At 47.0% G+C, this 15,879-nt stretch carries 12 protein-coding genes; 6 read left to right on the top strand and 6 right to left on the bottom strand.

Annotated elements, in window-relative coordinates; translation table 11 throughout:
• Positions 1–111 precede the first annotated feature (111 nt).
• The gene (locus tag ViNHUV68_RS11940; protein ID WP_391088291.1) at positions 112–1,326 is read right to left on the bottom strand and encodes a multifunctional CCA addition/repair protein; all 1,215 of its coding nucleotides are present in this window, start codon (positions 1,324–1,326) and stop codon (positions 112–114) included.
• Between the two features lie 88 nt (positions 1,327–1,414).
• Between ViNHUV68_RS11940 and ViNHUV68_RS11935 the strand changes: the two genes are divergently transcribed.
• Together ViNHUV68_RS11935 and ViNHUV68_RS11930 are read left to right on the top strand one after the other, a co-directional pair.
• Positions 1,415–3,025 carry an AAA family ATPase gene (locus ViNHUV68_RS11935; RefSeq protein WP_391088289.1) on the top strand — a complete coding sequence of 537 codons (1,611 nt, stop codon included), beginning with the start codon at positions 1,415–1,417 and terminating at the stop codon, positions 3,023–3,025.
• Entirely contained in the window at positions 3,018–3,779 is a 762-nt protein-coding gene (locus ViNHUV68_RS11930; RefSeq protein ID WP_391088287.1) for a general secretion pathway protein GspB, read from the top strand. Before ViNHUV68_RS11935 ends, ViNHUV68_RS11930 begins: the two co-directional genes overlap by 8 nt.
• 58 nt (positions 3,780–3,837) lie before the next feature.
• On the opposite strand, the gene ViNHUV68_RS11925 is transcribed toward ViNHUV68_RS11930, so the two are convergent.
• The 3 genes from ViNHUV68_RS11925 to ViNHUV68_RS11915 form a co-directional block, all read right to left on the bottom strand.
• On the bottom strand, positions 3,838–4,449 hold the full coding sequence (locus ViNHUV68_RS11925; protein ID WP_038174227.1) for a TIGR04211 family SH3 domain-containing protein: 612 nt from the start codon (positions 4,447–4,449) through the stop codon (positions 3,838–3,840).
• A gap of 173 nt (positions 4,450–4,622) precedes the next feature.
• Positions 4,623–5,882, bottom strand: coding sequence for an inorganic phosphate transporter (locus tag ViNHUV68_RS11920; RefSeq protein ID WP_038174226.1), 1,260 nt, complete (start codon positions 5,880–5,882; stop codon positions 4,623–4,625).
• A gap of 136 nt (positions 5,883–6,018) precedes the next feature.
• Positions 6,019–6,699, bottom strand: coding sequence for a TIGR00153 family protein (locus ViNHUV68_RS11915; protein ID WP_038174293.1), 681 nt, complete (start codon positions 6,697–6,699; stop codon positions 6,019–6,021).
• Positions 6,700–6,905: 206 nt separating this feature from the next.
• Here ViNHUV68_RS11915 and ViNHUV68_RS11910 point away from each other — a divergent pair, with 206 nt between their 5' ends.
• Positions 6,906–8,423 carry a CYTH domain-containing protein gene (locus ViNHUV68_RS11910; RefSeq protein ID WP_391088284.1) on the top strand — a complete coding sequence of 506 codons (1,518 nt, stop codon included), beginning with the start codon at positions 6,906–6,908 and terminating at the stop codon, positions 8,421–8,423.
• Between the two features lie 31 nt (positions 8,424–8,454).
• Here ViNHUV68_RS11910 and ViNHUV68_RS11905 read toward each other — a convergent pair whose 3' ends face one another.
• Positions 8,455–9,231: a potassium channel family protein gene (locus ViNHUV68_RS11905; RefSeq protein ID WP_038174223.1), complete on the bottom strand. Its 777-nt coding sequence runs from the start codon at positions 9,229–9,231 to the stop codon at positions 8,455–8,457.
• A 110-nt stretch (positions 9,232–9,341) separates the two neighbouring features.
• Between ViNHUV68_RS11905 and ViNHUV68_RS11900 the strand changes: the two genes are divergently transcribed.
• The 3 genes from ViNHUV68_RS11900 to hldE all read left to right on the top strand — a co-directional run bounded on the left by ViNHUV68_RS11900 (position 9,342) and on the right by hldE (position 15,035).
• On the top strand, positions 9,342–10,598 hold the full coding sequence (locus tag ViNHUV68_RS11900) for a methyl-accepting chemotaxis protein (RefSeq protein ID WP_038174222.1): 1,257 nt from the start codon (positions 9,342–9,344) through the stop codon (positions 10,596–10,598).
• Between the two features lie 113 nt (positions 10,599–10,711).
• Positions 10,712–13,552: a bifunctional [glutamate--ammonia ligase]-adenylyl-L-tyrosine phosphorylase/[glutamate--ammonia-ligase] adenylyltransferase gene (gene glnE, locus ViNHUV68_RS11895; RefSeq protein ID WP_391088282.1), complete on the top strand. Its 2,841-nt coding sequence runs from the start codon at positions 10,712–10,714 to the stop codon at positions 13,550–13,552.
• A gap of 52 nt (positions 13,553–13,604) precedes the next feature.
• Complete coding sequence (gene hldE, locus ViNHUV68_RS11890) at positions 13,605–15,035, top strand: bifunctional D-glycero-beta-D-manno-heptose-7-phosphate kinase/D-glycero-beta-D-manno-heptose 1-phosphate adenylyltransferase HldE (RefSeq protein ID WP_391088281.1); 1,431 nt, start codon at positions 13,605–13,607, stop codon at positions 15,033–15,035.
• Between the two features lie 106 nt (positions 15,036–15,141).
• Here the strand turns inward: hldE and arcA are convergent, their stop codons facing one another.
• Positions 15,142–15,858 (bottom strand): two-component system response regulator ArcA, encoded by a 717-nt coding sequence (arcA, locus tag ViNHUV68_RS11885; RefSeq protein ID WP_038174218.1) that lies wholly within the window; start codon positions 15,856–15,858, stop codon positions 15,142–15,144.
• Positions 15,859–15,879: the final 21 nt, after the last annotated feature.

The following is a 15,879-nucleotide window of genomic DNA, read 5'->3' as shown; positions in this document are numbered from 1 at the left end:
AAGACATTTCAAACGTCGATACATGAGGCCACTACAAGTTCCAATGATATTATTATTAATATAAGTGTAGCCTGACTTTACTTACTGATGTATCGCTTTTCGATCATGTGTTTAATTTGTTATTGCGATGGCGCTGATCCGCTGTCGCTCTAATTGTGTTTTTATCTCTGCGCCTTTAAACCCCTCTTTAACGATGTCTTGGACATTAACCGACAGTGCGGCCTGATAGGCACTTTCGAATATCTCTTTCTGCGGGTAGTCGATATCTTCAAAACCCGTACGCCCACGACTATCAGCCATGCAACAAAGTAAAATATTGTCCAAGCGCTCTGGCTTACGCCACACATCAAACTTATTAAGTACTTTGAGTTTGGTTTCAGGGCGCAGCTCTGCCGCGCGATGAATATTTGAGTGTTGCTCACAGACCATCAGGGCTAAATCTCGATATTCGTTAGGCACCCGGACTCGTTCACATAGCGTTTTGATAAGTTTTAAGCCAGTATGACAATGCATTTTGTGACTCGGCCATTCGCTTTTGGGCGTAATCCCTTTACCTAAATCGTGCACTTGAGCGGCAAAGCGTACCGGAAGAGATTCACTCAATAATGCCGCCTGTTTTGCGACCAACAGAGTATGGATCCCGGTGTCTATTTCTGGGTGCCATTGCTCTGGTTGCGGAACACCAAACAGAGCATTAAGTTCGGGCAGCACCACCTGCAACGCATCGCAATCTCGCAATACTGACAAGAAGACCTGCGGATCAGCGGTTGATAATGATTTGTGCCACTCTTGCCAGACTCGCTCAGGTGTGAGGTGTTTCAGCTCACCGGATTGGCTAATTTGACGCATCAAGACCAAGGTTTCTGGCGCAATGGTAAAACCTAAGTGGTGCAGTTTGGCAGCAAAGCGCGCGACACGCAGGACTCGCAAAGGATCTTCGGTAAAGGCATTAGAAACATGGCGCAGAACGCGATCTTTAAGATCTTGTTGACCATTGAAGGGATCGACAATTTCGCCGTTGGGATCTTGAGCCATAGCATTAATGGTCAGATCACGCCTGAGCAGATCTTCTTCTAAGGTTACATCGGCAGCAAAGTAGCACTCAAAGCCGGTATAACCACTGCCTGTTTTACGTTCAGTGCGAGCTAAGGCGTGCTCTTGCTTGGTTTGCGGGTGTAGAAATACCGGAAAGTCTTTACCCACCGCAGTATAACCTTGATCGAGCAGCTGTTGTGGGGTCGAACCGACCACCACCCAATCTTTATCATAGACGGCTATATTTAGCAGTTGATCGCGAACTGCGCCGCCAACAAGGTATCTTTGCACCTAGCTCTCCCTTTTACTTATCTGGCCATTGGCTATTTGTGTCAGCAATGGTACTTTCCTTAGCAGTAAATTCCCAGAGACGAGAAGTATGTATCTACAACATTTTGCGCTCACTGAGCTGCCTTTTTCGATTGTGCCAAACTCTCGTTTCCTTTATCAAAGTCGGCGTCATCAAGAAGCGATAGTGCAAATTCAAGCCGGTTTGGGTGAAGGCGGCGGTTTTGCCATGCTTACTGGTGAGGTCGGGACAGGGAAAACGACGATTGCTAAGTCAATACTCAATACTCTAGCAGACAACACTCAGGCAGGCTTGATTCTGAACCCGACTTTTTCCAGTATCGAACTGCTTGAAGCCATCTGTGATGAGTTTGGTCTTGATTACCCTCAAGGCGCATCACTCAAACAACTTAATCAGACGCTGCATCACTTTTTACTGAGTAATCATAGCCAAGGCATTCAAACGTTGTTGGTGATTGACGAGGCGCAACACTTATCTGCCGATGTGTTGGAACAATTGCGTCTATTGACTAACCTTGAAACGGATAGGCAAAAGCTCCTCAAAGTTCTGTTGATTGGCCAGCCGGAACTACAGCAAAAACTGCAAATGCCGCAGTTAAGGCAGTTGGCCCAGCGGATAACCGGACGCTATCATTTATTACCGCTCAATCGAGACGAAACACGTGATTATATTAAGTTTCGTTTAACCCTTGCTGGTGGTTCGGCCGAGCTATTTTCATCAGCCGCAATTAAGTATATTGCGCGTCAAACGCAAGGTATACCACGACTGATTAACCTAGTGTGTGACGCTTGCTTGAAGCAGGCATACAGCCTTGGTGAACCCAAACCATCACTGGCTACGGTTCAGCGCGCCACGGACGAGGTGATGGGCTTTCAAACTGGCTCGGTTGCTCCGTTTATCCAACAAGCAAAATCGGGTCTGAGTAGCGCTGTCGCCACGTTAACAGTGGCGGTGACGCTTTCTTTAGCAGCATACGCCTTTGTGCCATCACTTAGCCATGCGTGGATACAAGCCTATCTTAAACAGCAACACCCACAAGTTGAGTCGGCAACACAACAGCGTACCGTCTTTGCTGAGCCTGTGAAAACGTTGCTCATGCAAGGGGGGAATCAAGAGCAAGGTCTTGCAGCGTTGTATAAGGTATGGGGCTATCGGGCTTCAGTGCTTGATCAACTGTGTCTCGACAACACAGAGAGCCTGTTTCGTTGTCAGCGAGGGCAGGCATCGCTGGCACAATTAATCGAGCGCAATGTGCCCGTGCTACTCAATCTGACTATCGATGAGCAAAACTATTATGCGGTGCTTTATCAGGTTGAAAATAACTTAGTGACCCTGATGGTCAATGACCAACTGATGACCTTTGAACAACAGTGGTTAGACACTATATGGCAAGGCAATTATCATCAAATCTGGCACAGTTACTGGTTTCAGACGCTTAAACTTGGTATGTCTGGCGAACCGATAATGCGTTTAGATAAGCATCTATCACAAGTGTTAGGAGAGCCCGAATCGGCCAATGATCAATTTGATATTAATTTGAAGCACAAAGTAGAGTTATTCCAGCGCTGGCAAAATTTAAGTGTCGATGGTATTGCGGGTAAAGAGACGTTGCAATTACTTGAGCGCCTTTCTCAGCAGCAAGCACCTAAGCTCGTGGTGCAGGAGGAAAGTAATGTCTAAAGTCATGCAAGCGCTCAAAGAGTCGGAGCGCCTTCATCAAGCGACCCAATCTAATCAATGGCATTATCTGCAAACCAGTGTTAAACCGGGTTCGCACTCAATTGCAAAATACTTTGCCTTGGCACTAATGCCGCCAATCATGATCTGCGCGGTTGTGGTGTGGCAAGACTATCAACTGACTAAGCAACAGTGGCTTGAAAGTAATGTGGCTAAAACCTTAGTGCTTGATGTACCGTTTGACTATCATAGCCAGGTGGCACCGAGCTTTGAACCGCTTAAGGCGACGTATCGCGAGGCTCAAACGGGCACTGTTTCTGTTGTCGACACTAGCATCAGCAACAAGAGTGATGTGTCGAGCCAGAAAGAGAGCGTCATTGGTGAAGTCTCGTCAAATCAAGATCCACTGCTTAACGGACTCGACCTATCTGAGCTGTCACCTGAGCTAGCACGGCGTTTTGAGTCGGTGCTCAACCCGTCTGTACGTTCACCAAGTCGGTCAAATTTGCCAGCTGCCTCTAATCTTGCCCAGCAAGCCGAGCGTTGGTACGGAAAACTGCCCGCGATGAACTTCCAAACACATGTCTATTCAAATAATGTCAGCAAGCGTTGGGTCAAAGTCAATGGCATTGAATATAACCAAGGTGATTGGATCAGCGATAGGGTTCAACTCGTGGCGATAGAGCAGCAAGCGACGTTGATTCGTTTCAACAATGAAATGATAGAGGTTCCGGCACTCTATGATTGGCCAGGTTAAGCGTTAGATAAATAAAAAAGGTCACTGGAGAGTGACCTTTTTATCAATGCTTATGTGCTTACGACCAACCTGATGGAGAGCGTTTTCTGCGAGGCGTGATATGCGGAAGAATCAAACCCAGTAGTAGGCCTATTCCAGCAACGCCACCACCGTACATGAAGTACTTCAGCAGTAAGTCATCTTTTTGCGTATCAAGTTTTGCACGCAGTTTACGCACCTCTTCTTGTGACGCCGAAAGCTGTTGGCTCATTTCACTGTAGCCCTGTTCAAGATCGTTAATTTGACGGGTACGAGTTTCTAAAGAGTCGACCAGTCCAGCTTTTTCTTGATCGGCATTTGAACGTGCATTCGCCAGTTTTCCTTTGACTTCCGCGAGTTCTTTTTCAAGACGTGGTAGGCGCAACGCCATACTTTCTTGATTAGTGACAAAACGACTTTCTACCCAGCCAGTGCGACCTTTTTCATCTTGAACTTGGGTATAGCCAGTGTCTTTATCGATCGACAACAGCTTCACTTTATCGCCAGCATCTACGCTGCCAATAATACGGAATTGGTTGCTCGGGCCAGAGTGCATATAAGTGAAGAGTTTATCAGAGATGTAACGGTTTTGAGCAAATGCAGCAGGAACTGCAAGCATTGATACTAAAACCAAGCAAACCAGTTTTTTCACGGTAAATCCTTTAACAGTCTTTTTGCAGGCTTAATCGCCATTGTCTATGTGTTGCTAACGCCAAATAGTAAGTAGTTTCTGAACTGACTGCAACAAAGAAGGGAGGCTGAGCCTCCCTTTCTGCGGGTTTGAGTCAATAATGACAGTGAGTTAACACATCACTGACGGATTAATTAAGTGAACGCCGCTTGAATCGCATAGAAAAAGACCACGGCAAGTAGTGCACCCGCTGGCAGCGTCACAATCCAAGACGCCACGATGTTACGAACAACACCTAGGTTTAATGCCGCAATACCACGGGCAAAACCAACACCTAAAACAGCGCCCACAAGCGTTTGAGTGGTTGAGATTGGCAGTCCAGTACCGGATGCAAGTACTACAGTACATGCTGTCGCAAGCTGCGCGGCAAAACCACGGCTTGGCGTCAATTCAGTGATACCAGTACCAACGGTTGCCATAACCTTATGGCCTAGCGTTGCCAAACCAACCACAATACCAAAACCACCTAATGGCAGAATCCACCAAGCTATCGTGCTCTTACCGGTAATTTCGCCCATGTGCTCAACAGTTGATACGACGGCAGACAGTGGACCAATCGCGTTCGCTACGTCATTAGAGCCGTGAGCGAAGGCCATTGCACAAGCAGTGATCACCATTAGCACGCTGAAGATACCCTCAACGCCAGCAAAACCGTGGTCATCTTCACGACTGGCAAACTTCTTCTGAATGTAGAAGTAACCGCCGGTCATTACGATGCCAGAAACAATCGCAGCCCACATCCACGCTTCACCATTACTAAGGTGTAGCCCAACGTGCTTAAGCCCTTTTTTAATCGTAACCAGTGCGATCACCATGGTCGTGATGAACATGTACACAGGTACAAAACGTTTGGCATTAAACAGAGGATTCTCTGTGTCAAAGATCAGTCGCTGCGCACTGACAAAGATAACGTAAGCAAAGAAGCCGGAGATAACTGGTGTAATAATCCAGCTACCAACAATACCTTGAACACTATCCCAATCAACCGCTTCAGTACCGACTGACACACAGGCAAAACCGATGATGGCACCGATAATAGAGTGAGTCGTTGATACTGGCCAACCCATGTAAGACGCAAGCAGTAGCCAAGTACCCGCAGCAAGCAGCGCGGACATCATACCGTAGACTAATACGTCTGGTTGGTGAGCAAATAGGGACGTTTCAATAACGCCTTTACGAATAGTGTCGGTGACTTCACCGCCTGCAAGGTATGCCCCCGCAAATTCAAAGATCATTGCAATAATGATCGCTTGTTTTACGGTTAGCGCTTTAGAGCCTACCGATGTCCCCATCGCATTGGCGACATCATTCGCACCAATACCAATAGCCATCAGAAAACCGAAAGCGGCTGCAATTAAAATCAGGACAGTGCCGTAGTTCGCAAGGATATCCATCGTATTACCTAGTTGTTGATAACAAGCGGAGCAAAAATTTAGCACGACAAAACCCCTTCAGCGCGTCAGTATTTAGCGCTTATGAGGGGTGTGTGCCTTTATTTTAGATGCTCTTCGTTATTTGGTTAACTTATCGTTATGAGCGTGACAACATTACTTCAAGGCGCGCACCAACACGTTGCGCCTGATCAGCAATACCGCCCACCCACTCTAGAATTTTGTAAAGGAACATCACATCAATCGGGTTCAGATCGGCTTCAATCGACATTAGCTGTTGACGAAGTTCAATCTGCATGACATCCGTGTCGTCCTCAATCGCATCCAGTTGGTGGATCATTTCAGCCACGAGTGTGACTTCGCGACCTTTAAATCCAGTTTCCAATAACTCATCAAGCTCATTGATAACTTTTTGCGCTTGGTTTGCTGCATCAAGGCAGCGCTTCACATACGCAATGAAGTTTTCTTGAAGAGGTGCAGGGATCATCAATTGACGGCCATAAACACGGCCAGCAATATCTTTTGCTAGGTTGGCGAGTTTGTCTTGCTGCGTTAGTAGTTCTAGCATATCGCTACGATCTACTGGCATAAACAAACCACGAGGAAGTTTGAGACGAATTTCGCGCTTAAGTACGTCGGCTTCTCTCTCTAGATGAGAAATTTGAGCGCGAATTTCAGAGGCTTTCTCCCAGTCACCTTTTGAACTGACTTCAAAAAAGTTGATGAGATGTGAGCAACATTCATTTACGCACACAACGTGGCGCTGCAAAGGTTTAATAGGGGACTTTGCAAATAACCCCATAATTGTATTTACTGGCATGGTCATTCAACCCAATTAATATAACCTAAAAACTAACATACACCATTTCATGGCGAAATGTTGAACGATGGCTATAAAGGCGCGCATGTTAACCCATTAAATCACTCATTAAAACTGTTTTAGATCATCATTAGGGTGATATTTCTTTCTTGCCGAGTAAGAAAATTGGCAATATCCTGTCTCTATCTGCTTTGAAAGGTATAGCTATGGAAACCGAGATAGAACTGAAGTTTTTTGTTTCTCCTGAATTTTCAGAGACTTTGCGCAATAAGATCTCTGAAACCAAAGTACTTCAGCACAGCTGTCGAGCGCTGGGTAACATCTATTTTGATACCCCAGATAACTGGTTACGTCAACACGATATTGGCTTGCGTATTCGTCGTTTTGATGATGTGTACGTCCAGACAGTCAAAACCGCCGGGCGTGTGGTGGCAGGGTTGCACCAACGACCGGAATACAACGCTGAGCACGATCGGAACCAACCGGATTTGACCTTACACCCTAGTGACATCTGGCCAGAGGGTAAGGATGTCGCCACTCTTCAATCGCAACTTACCGCGCTTTTTTCTACCAACTTTACTCGTGAGCAATGGCTGATTGGTATGACTGATGGCAGCCAAGTCGAAGTTGCCTTTGATCAAGGCCAAGTCGAGGCGGGTGGCAGAGAAACCCCTATTTGTGAAGTGGAGCTGGAGCTGAAATCAGGTCAAACCGATGCACTGTTTACTTTAGCTCGTCACTTCTGTGAGCATGGTGGTATGCGCCTAGGCAACCTCAGCAAGGCTGCAAAAGGGTATCGTTTAGCGGTGGAATACCCAGGCGATGAGGTAAAACCTTTGGCGCTGGTGCCAACGAATAAGCACGACACGGTAGAATCTTGCTTTATTAACTCACTTGAGCATGCGCTCTCACATTGGCACTACCACGAACAGATTTATGCAGAGCGTGATTCGATAGAAGCGTTACATGAAATAAAAAATGCCATCAGTTTTATCCGCCAGATTTTAACCGTCTATGGTGGTGTGGTTCCGCGCCGCGCAAGTGCGATTTTACGCCAAGAGCTGAAATGGTTAGAGCAAGAGCTGGAATGGTTGCGAGATTACGACTACTTAGAAGATTTACTTGACGATAAAGGCCACGCATTGCGCAAATTGGATGCGCGCAAGTTTTTGATCGCAGAGCTTAAGTTAGTTCAAGAGCAGCTGCCAGCCCGTGAGCAAATGTTAGAGTTAATTACTGGTGCCCGCTACACGGGCTTGTTGCTTGATTTAAGTCGCTGGATTCTGACTCGTGGATGGCAGCCGTTTCTCGACGACAAAGCGCGTGAAAAGATGGCACTTAACATTGAGCACTTTTCGGTGGAGCAACTTGAGCGTACTTGGACTGAATTAATGCAAGCTTTTCCACCGGAGAAGAACTTAACCGGTGACGACTATATCGAGCAGCAGTACCGTTTGATGCGTAACCTTTATACCGGAGTGAGTTTTGCCCGCTTATATAATAATGAGGATCGCAATAGCTTCCGTTTACCTTGGAGCGACTTACTGCACGGCACTGACGACTTGCTTAAGTTAAAGACCCTAGAACAACTGGTCGATAAACTAGAAGATGAAGATCGTGAGCAACTGCAGCGTTGGTTGATCCGTCAGCAAGGCTCTATTTTACATGCAATGGAACAAACGCGTGTTATCTGTATCGAGGCTGAGCCGTATTGGCGCGATTAATTGCCGTTATTACAGTGAATGAAACGAGAGCTTAAGGCTCTCGTTTTTGTTTCTGCGCGGTGTGAGATTCGCGTTCGATTTTATCGAGCCGCTTGAGAATTTCGTTCTGTTTTTCTACCAACTCGATCAATAGTCGTTCTTTATTCTTTGAACGGTCGTCTTGACCTTTAGACGGTGAGGTAATCATCGACGTGATTAAGCCAGAAATCATACCAAACAAGCCGACGCCACAAATGATCAACGCTGATGCCAAGATGCGTCCAGCATCAGTGACCGGATAATGATCGCCATATCCAACGGTTGATATCGTCACCAAAGCCCACCACATGGCATCGCCGCCATTATGAATATTGGCATCGGGAGAGCTTCCCTCTAAAAACAACATGGTACTTGAACCAACAGTCATCAAGATAACCAACAATAACAAGATAGAAGCAAGCGTGGTTTCGCGTTTGTTTTCCAATGATTTTTTGAGTGCGTGGCGACTTGAACGGATCACTAAGATCACTCGCAAAATTGAAAATAAGCGTGCATAGCGAAGCGGTTCGATCATCGGCACACTGGCCACAAAGTCTATCCAGTGTCGTTGCATATATTTCACACGATCTGTAGAGCGGATCAAATCTATACAGAGTTGCAAAAGGAATATGCTACAGATAACGAAGTCTAAGCCGATAAATACCTGTCGAGTTTCTGGGCGTAATGGAAAAAACAACAAGCCCGAGATCACAAATAGCGCCATAAATGACAAGATCAGTGACAACAAGCTCATCGGTTTTGTGTCGTCTTTGGTAATATCTCTATTCATACGAGGCTCGAAATAAATTAAGTTCAGTATTATCAATGCAGTCGCACCTTCTGTGCCACTCTAATATAAAGCATTGAAAACTCAAAATATGACAAAGTGGAGAACGGACAATGACCAAGATGGTGTTTAAGCCGTGGGAACGAGTGATTACGGATATTCGACTGGTTCCTAAGATGGTAATGCTGATGGTATTCAGTACCTTACTCATCATCAGCAAACAGTTGTGGGACGCAAGTACCTTTTACGATTCTCTACTTGCCGCCACGCAAAACATTCAGGTAGCTCAGGAGCATTACGACGCTTATCTTGTTCAAGTTGCCTGGCAGACGGGTTTGCTGATCCTCGTTTTTATCACTTTGTTAATGTTTGCCGCGCGTGTGATGCTGCGTCAAACCCAATATCTAAATGAGTCGATTAAATTAATGGCGCAGAAAGACCTTTCGGTGCCAATCGAAATGGCCTGTAAAGATGAGTATGGCGATGTAGCGCGTGAGTTAGAGAAAACTCGTGTGCAACTGCAAGAGATGATTCGACTACAGATAGATGCGTCGCAAGAGCTGTCTGGTTTGACTGAAGTGATGACATTAAGCATGTCAGAAACCAAAGAGTCGGCGAAAGAAGAGTTTGACGAAATTGATCAACTCGCAACAGCAATGAGCGAGATGACCTCTACAGTTCAAACGGTAGCAGACCATGCGCAGAGCGCCTCATCATTGACCGAAAATGCGTCTGGTTCGGCGGTTACAGGTCAACGATTTGTTCAAGACACAGTGAAAAAAATCAGCGAGCTATCGAAAGATATCGCCGCTTCTGCTCATGCGGTGAATCAAGTCGAGGAAAGTGTCGACTCGATAGGTAGTGTCGTCGGTACTATTCAAGGCATCTCCGAGCAAACCAATTTATTAGCGCTTAATGCTGCGATAGAAGCGGCGCGCGCTGGAGAGGCAGGTCGAGGTTTTGCTGTGGTGGCTGATGAGGTGCGTAACCTTGCTCAGCGTACTCAACAAGCAACGGTCGAAATCCAAGAGATGATCTCTAAGTTACAAGCCAGTGCTAGCTCCGCCGTCGACTTAATGGAGAAGAGCGTGGTTGAAGCCGCTGAAGGGGTTGAACTGGTCACTAATGCTGGTGATGAGTTAGATGGCATTGTCGATCAAGTAAACCAAATTAATGATATGAATTTCCAAATTGCGACAGCTGCAGGTCAGCAGAGCAATGTCGCGGAAGAGATGAATCAGAACTTAACTAACGTGCGTGAACTGGTAGAAGCATCGGTGACCGTGGTCTCTGAACTGCTTGAAACCTCTGAAATCATGCAGCAGAATGCGGAAGAGCTCGACAAGAAGATCACATCATTTAAAGTCTAACTTCTCAAGTTATTGTTAAGAAACGCCCACTGGCTACTAGTGGGCGTTTTTTATTGGTATAAATAAGCATATTACCATCCTCTCAGCTGGTATTTCTCGAACAAGGAAGAATCATGCAACTGCCAGAAAGCCTCCTCTCTTATTCTCAATCAGCGCTTGAGTCATTACATCTATCTGATGCACTTTCACACTGGCCTGAACCGCTTCGCCAGCAGCTTTGCTATGTTGCAGGGCTCAGCCAGTTTGTGGTTGACGTTTTAACTACCGATGAGCACTTGCAACAGGCATTGCCTGAGATGCTCGCTCAGTCATCACGTTGCCAGGATTATCGTCAGCGCTTAGCCGCTATGCTTAGTGAGTGCAGTGATGAAATGCAAGGCTATCGCGTGTTGCGCCAGTTTCGTAACCGAGAAATGGTTTACATCGCTTGGCGTGACTTTACGGCCTCATGGCGATTAGAGCAGAGCTTAGCGCACCTCTCTGAGCTTGCCGAAGCGATGATTTTCGAAACCTACCAATGGCAATACAAAGCGTGTTGCGAGTTGTGGGGGACGCCAACCAATGAGCACGGTGAAGCGCAGCCAATGCTCGTCATCGGCATGGGCAAACTTGGTGGCGGGGAACTCAATTTCTCGTCCGATATCGACCTGATTTTTACCTACCCAGAAAACGGTGAAACTCAAGGTGCTCGTAAGAGTCTCGCCAATGCACAATTTTTTACTCGCTTAGGTCAACGCATCATTAAAGCGCTCGATCAGCAAACGTTTGATGGCTTTTGTTACCGTGTCGATATGCGTCTGCGCCCGTTTGGCGATAGTGGTCCGCTGGTCATGAGCTTTGCGGCACTGGAAGACTACTACCAAGAGCAAGGGCGTGATTGGGAGCGCTATGCAATGATTAAAGCGCGAGTGATGGGCAGTGAGATGTATCCTCAGTATCAAGAGCTGCGCCAAATGTTGCGTCCCTTTGTCTTCCGTCGTTACATCGATTTTAGCGCGATTCAATCATTGCGTCGGATGAAGTCGATGATCAGCAGTGAAGTGCGCCGACGTGGCCTGAGCAATAACATCAAGCTCGGGGCGGGCGGAATTCGTGAAATCGAGTTTATTGCTCAGGTATTTCAACTGATTCGCGGTGGACGTGAGCCAAACTTACGTCATCGAGGTCTTCTGATTACTCTAACTGCCATCGAAGAGCTGGAACAGTTAACGGCAGAAGAAACCGCCTGTTTACGCCACGCATATAAATACCTTCGTCGTTTAGAGAACCTGCTTCAGGCAATGGCAGACAAACAGACTCAGACCTTACCTGAATGTGAACTGGAACAGCTGCAACTGGCTGTCGCGATGGGATACACACAATGGTCACAGTTGATAAGCGATGTGCAGATGCATATGGACAATGTGCATGTGGTGTTTCTCAATTTGATTGGTGATGATGAGGATGAGCAACAAGAGATCGCAGTGCATTTTGTCGAGTTGTGGGACATGGCCGCTAAGCAAGATGTGATTGAGCATATCCTTGAGCAAGATGTTGAGGTTGAAGACCCGCAGCAGATGGCGGCCACCATCATCCAGTTTAAACAGGATCTGGCGAAAAAAACCTTAGGCCCGCGTGGGCGAGAAGTACTCAACCGACTGATGCCGAAGATCTTTGCAGCCTTATATGCTCACCCAGATGCTAAATTCGGCCTGCCGCGTGTGCTGCATTTGTTACATAAAATTGTCACGCGTACCACTTACCTAGAGCTGCTTGATGAGCATCCGGCAGCCTTGGTGCAGTTAGTTCGGCTGTGTACTGCCAGTCCGATGATTTCAGAGCAGCTGGGTCGCTATCCTATCTTGCTTGATGAGCTTATCGACCCCCAGCAACTGTACAATCCGATTCCACTCGACAGCTATCGAACCGAACTGCGCGATTTCCTTGCACGCATACCTGAAGATGATATGGAGCAGCAGATGGAAGCGCTGCGCCAATTTAAGCAGATTTGTATTTTACGCATCGCGGCGGCCGATATTGCTGGCGTGATACCGGTAATGAAAGTGAGCGATCACTTAACCTATCTCGCAGAGGCGATTGTGGAGTCGGTTGTTGCACAAGCGTGGCTGCAACTGACCGAGAAATATGGTCAACCGACACATCTTAGCGAGCGTGATGGCAAAGGTTTTGCCGTTATTGGTTATGGCAAAGTCGGCGGTTGGGAACTAGGGTACAACTCTGATTTGGATATTGTGTTTATGCATGATTGTCCTGTGCATGTGAATACGGACGGCAAGAAAGAGATTGATGGCCGCCAGTTTTACCTGCGGCTTGCTCAGCGTATCATCCATATTTTCTCGACACGTACCGCCTCTGGCATTTTGTATGATGTTGATACTCGTCTGCGGCCTTCTGGTGTGTCAGGGTTATTGGTTAGTCCGAGCGATGCTTTTGATGAGTATCAACGCAATGATGCCTGGACATGGGAGCATCAAGCCTTAGTTCGAGCGCGAATGATCTATGGCGATGCGCCATTGCAGCAAGCCTTCGCAAAAACGCGTCACGAAATTTTGACCTTAGAGCGAGATGAGGCCACCTTGATCAAGCAAGTGTCAGACATGAGAGTGAAAATGCGTGACCATCTGGGGGGCAAGAAAGCAGGGCGCTTTATGCTTAAGCAAGACCCTGGTGGTATTACAGATGTTGAGTTCTTGGTGCAGTTTTTAGTACTGCGCTATAGTCACCAAAAGCCCAAGCTAACCCGTTGGAGCGATAATGTGCGTATTATTGAAACCATGATAGCGCAAGGCATTCTTGAACAAGCCAACGCAATGGCATTGACCCACGCTTATACCGAGATGCGCGATCAGATCCATCACCGTAACTTACTTAACTTAGATGCGGACGTGGCCGAGGATAAATTCCTTGCTGAGCGTGAGTTTGTTATCCAACAGTGGCACGAGTGGTTAGAATAACCGCTCAGCTTTATGCTAAACTTCTGCCCGAATTAGAATTTGGAGATCCACAATGAAGCCAATCCTGCCTAACTACAGCGACTCTGGCGTGCTGATTATCGGCGATGTGATGTTAGATCGCTATTGGTATGGCCTGACTGGTCGTATTTCACCAGAAGCCCCAGTACCTGTAGTCAAAGTAGAAAATAATGAAGAGCGTCCTGGTGGTGCTGCGAACGTAGCAATGAATATTGCTTCTCTTGGCGGTCACGCTCATATTGTTGGTTTAACGGGGATTGATGAGCCTGCTAAGGTCCTCAACGAGACGCTGTCTGCGCTCAAAGTTGAATGTGACTTTGTGAGTCTGCCTAATTACCCAACCATTACTAAACTGCGTGTTCTTAGCCGTGGTCAACAATTGATCCGGCTTGATTTCGAAGATCAGTTTGAAAATGTTGACGCTGAGCTGATTCTTGAGCGTATGGAGCGTGCCCTGCCGAAGGTGAAATCCGTGGTGTTATCGGATTATGCTAAAGGCGCACTTGAGCACGTGCAACTGTTCATTCAAAAAGCCCGAGCGGCGAATGTGCCAGTATTTGTCGATCCTAAAGGGGCCGATTTCGAACGCTATCGCGGTGCCACTCTTTTAACGCCAAATATGGCTGAGTTTGAGCATGTGGTCGGTAAAGTAAAGTCAGACCAAGAGCTAGAAGAAAAAGGCCTTGCTCTGATTGAAGAGTTTGACTTTGAAGCGCTATTGGTTACGCGCAGTGAACACGGCATGACGTTATTGCGCCGTGGTCAAGCACCATTCCACTTGCCAACTCAGGCGCAAGAAGTCTATGACGTGACAGGGGCGGGCGATACGGTTATTTCGGTATTGGCGGCTTCAGTTGCTGCCGGTAAACCACTTGATGAAGCCTGTGCGTTGGCCAATGCTGCTGCGGGCGTTGTGGTTGGTAAGCTAGGCACGTCAACCGTGTCGACCATTGAATTGGCAGAAGCTGTACATGGCAGTCAAGACACAGACTTTGGTGTGATTAGTGAAAGTGCGCTGATGCAAGCGGTGAAAAATGCTCAAGCGAAAGGCGAGAAAGTCGTCATGACCAATGGCTGTTTCGATATTTTGCATGCTGGTCATGTCTCTTACTTGAATCACGCCGCTGAGCTTGGCGATCGCTTAATTGTTGCCGTCAACACCGATGAATCCGTTAAGCGCTTAAAAGGTCCTGGCCGTCCAGTCAATCCAACCGATCGACGCATGGCGGTATTGGCGGGTTTAGGCGCGGTTGATTGGGTCGTACCGTTTAGCGAAGATACGCCGCAACGTTTGATTGGCGAAGTATTACCAGACCTATTGGTTAAAGGTGGTGATTACCAACCGGAAGAGATTGCTGGTGGTAAAGAAGTGATAGCCAATGGTGGCCAAGTCAAAGTACTTAACTTTGAGGATGGCTGCTCAACCACTGAGATCATTGACGCGATAAAAGGTGGTAAAGGTTAGCCCCTTTCCATCAACGACAAAACGCCTACCTTGTTGTCGGCGTTTTTTGTTCATCGCTATAAAAAATGGAGCCATCAGGCTCCATTTTGTCATCGTTCAAGATCAATTAGTCTTCTAGATCGCCACAGAAACGGTAACCTTCACCGTGAATTGTCGCGATAATTTCTGGTGTGCCAGATACCGACTCAAAGTGCTTGCGGATGCGACGAATCGTCACGTCGACAGTACGATCGTGTGGTTTTAGCTCACGTCCGGTCATCTTTTTCAGCAAGTCTGCACGAGTTTGGATCTTGCCTGGGTTTTCACAGAAGTGAAGCAGGGCACGAAACTCTGAACGTGGCAGTTTGTAGCCATCGCCGCTTGGACTGACCAATGAACGACTGTTGATATCCAACACCCAGCCATTGAACACGTATTTATCAACGCTACGCTTTTCTTCGCTGACTGCGCTCGCGTTCATTGAACGGTTGAGCAAGTTGCGTGCACGGATAGTCAGTTCACGTGGGTTAAATGGTTTGGTGATGTAGTCATCAGCACCGATTTCTAGACCAAGGATTTTGTCGACTTCGTTGTCGCGACCCGTTAAAAACATAAGCGCCACATTGGCTTGCTCACGCAGCTCACGAGCGAGTAGTAGACCGTTTTTGCCTGGAAGGTTAATGTCCATGATAACTAAGTTCACTTGGTTATCAGACAGCACCTGGTGCATTTCTTCACCGTCACTGGCCTCAAAAACAGCGTATCCCTCTGCTTCAAAAATACTCTTAAGAGTGTTACGAGTTACTTGCTCATCTTCAACAATAAGAATGTGCGGGGTTTGCATTGGCGGTACCTAAATTTGTGA

It is taken from the genome of Vibrio sp. NH-UV-68 (genome assembly GCF_042940635.1).
Taxonomy (GTDB): Bacteria; Pseudomonadota; Gammaproteobacteria; order Enterobacterales; family Vibrionaceae; genus Vibrio; species Vibrio pacinii.
The sequence above is the reverse complement of the archived record's forward strand: the minus strand, read 5'-3'. Positions and strand labels throughout refer to the sequence as shown.

Coding starts and splice junctions, on each gene's coding strand:
- ViNHUV68_RS11935 (WP_391088289.1), top strand. CDS start 1,415: ATGTATCTACAACATTTTGCGCTCACTGAGCTGCCTTTTTCGATTGTG.
- ViNHUV68_RS11930 (WP_391088287.1), top strand. CDS start 3,018: ATGTCTAAAGTCATGCAAGCGCTCAAAGAGTCGGAGCGCCTTCATCAA.
- ViNHUV68_RS11920 (WP_038174226.1), bottom strand. CDS start 5,882: ATGGATATCCTTGCGAACTACGGCACTGTCCTGATTTTAATTGCAGCC.
- ViNHUV68_RS11915 (WP_038174293.1), bottom strand. CDS start 6,699: ATGCCAGTAAATACAATTATGGGGTTATTTGCAAAGTCCCCTATTAAA.
- ViNHUV68_RS11910 (WP_391088284.1), top strand. CDS start 6,906: ATGGAAACCGAGATAGAACTGAAGTTTTTTGTTTCTCCTGAATTTTCA.
- ViNHUV68_RS11905 (WP_038174223.1), bottom strand. CDS start 9,231: ATGAATAGAGATATTACCAAAGACGACACAAAACCGATGAGCTTGTTG.
- ViNHUV68_RS11900 (WP_038174222.1), top strand. CDS start 9,342: ATGACCAAGATGGTGTTTAAGCCGTGGGAACGAGTGATTACGGATATT.
- glnE (WP_391088282.1), top strand. CDS start 10,712: ATGCAACTGCCAGAAAGCCTCCTCTCTTATTCTCAATCAGCGCTTGAG.
- hldE (WP_391088281.1), top strand. CDS start 13,605: ATGAAGCCAATCCTGCCTAACTACAGCGACTCTGGCGTGCTGATTATC.
- arcA (WP_038174218.1), bottom strand. CDS start 15,858: ATGCAAACCCCGCACATTCTTATTGTTGAAGATGAGCAAGTAACTCGT.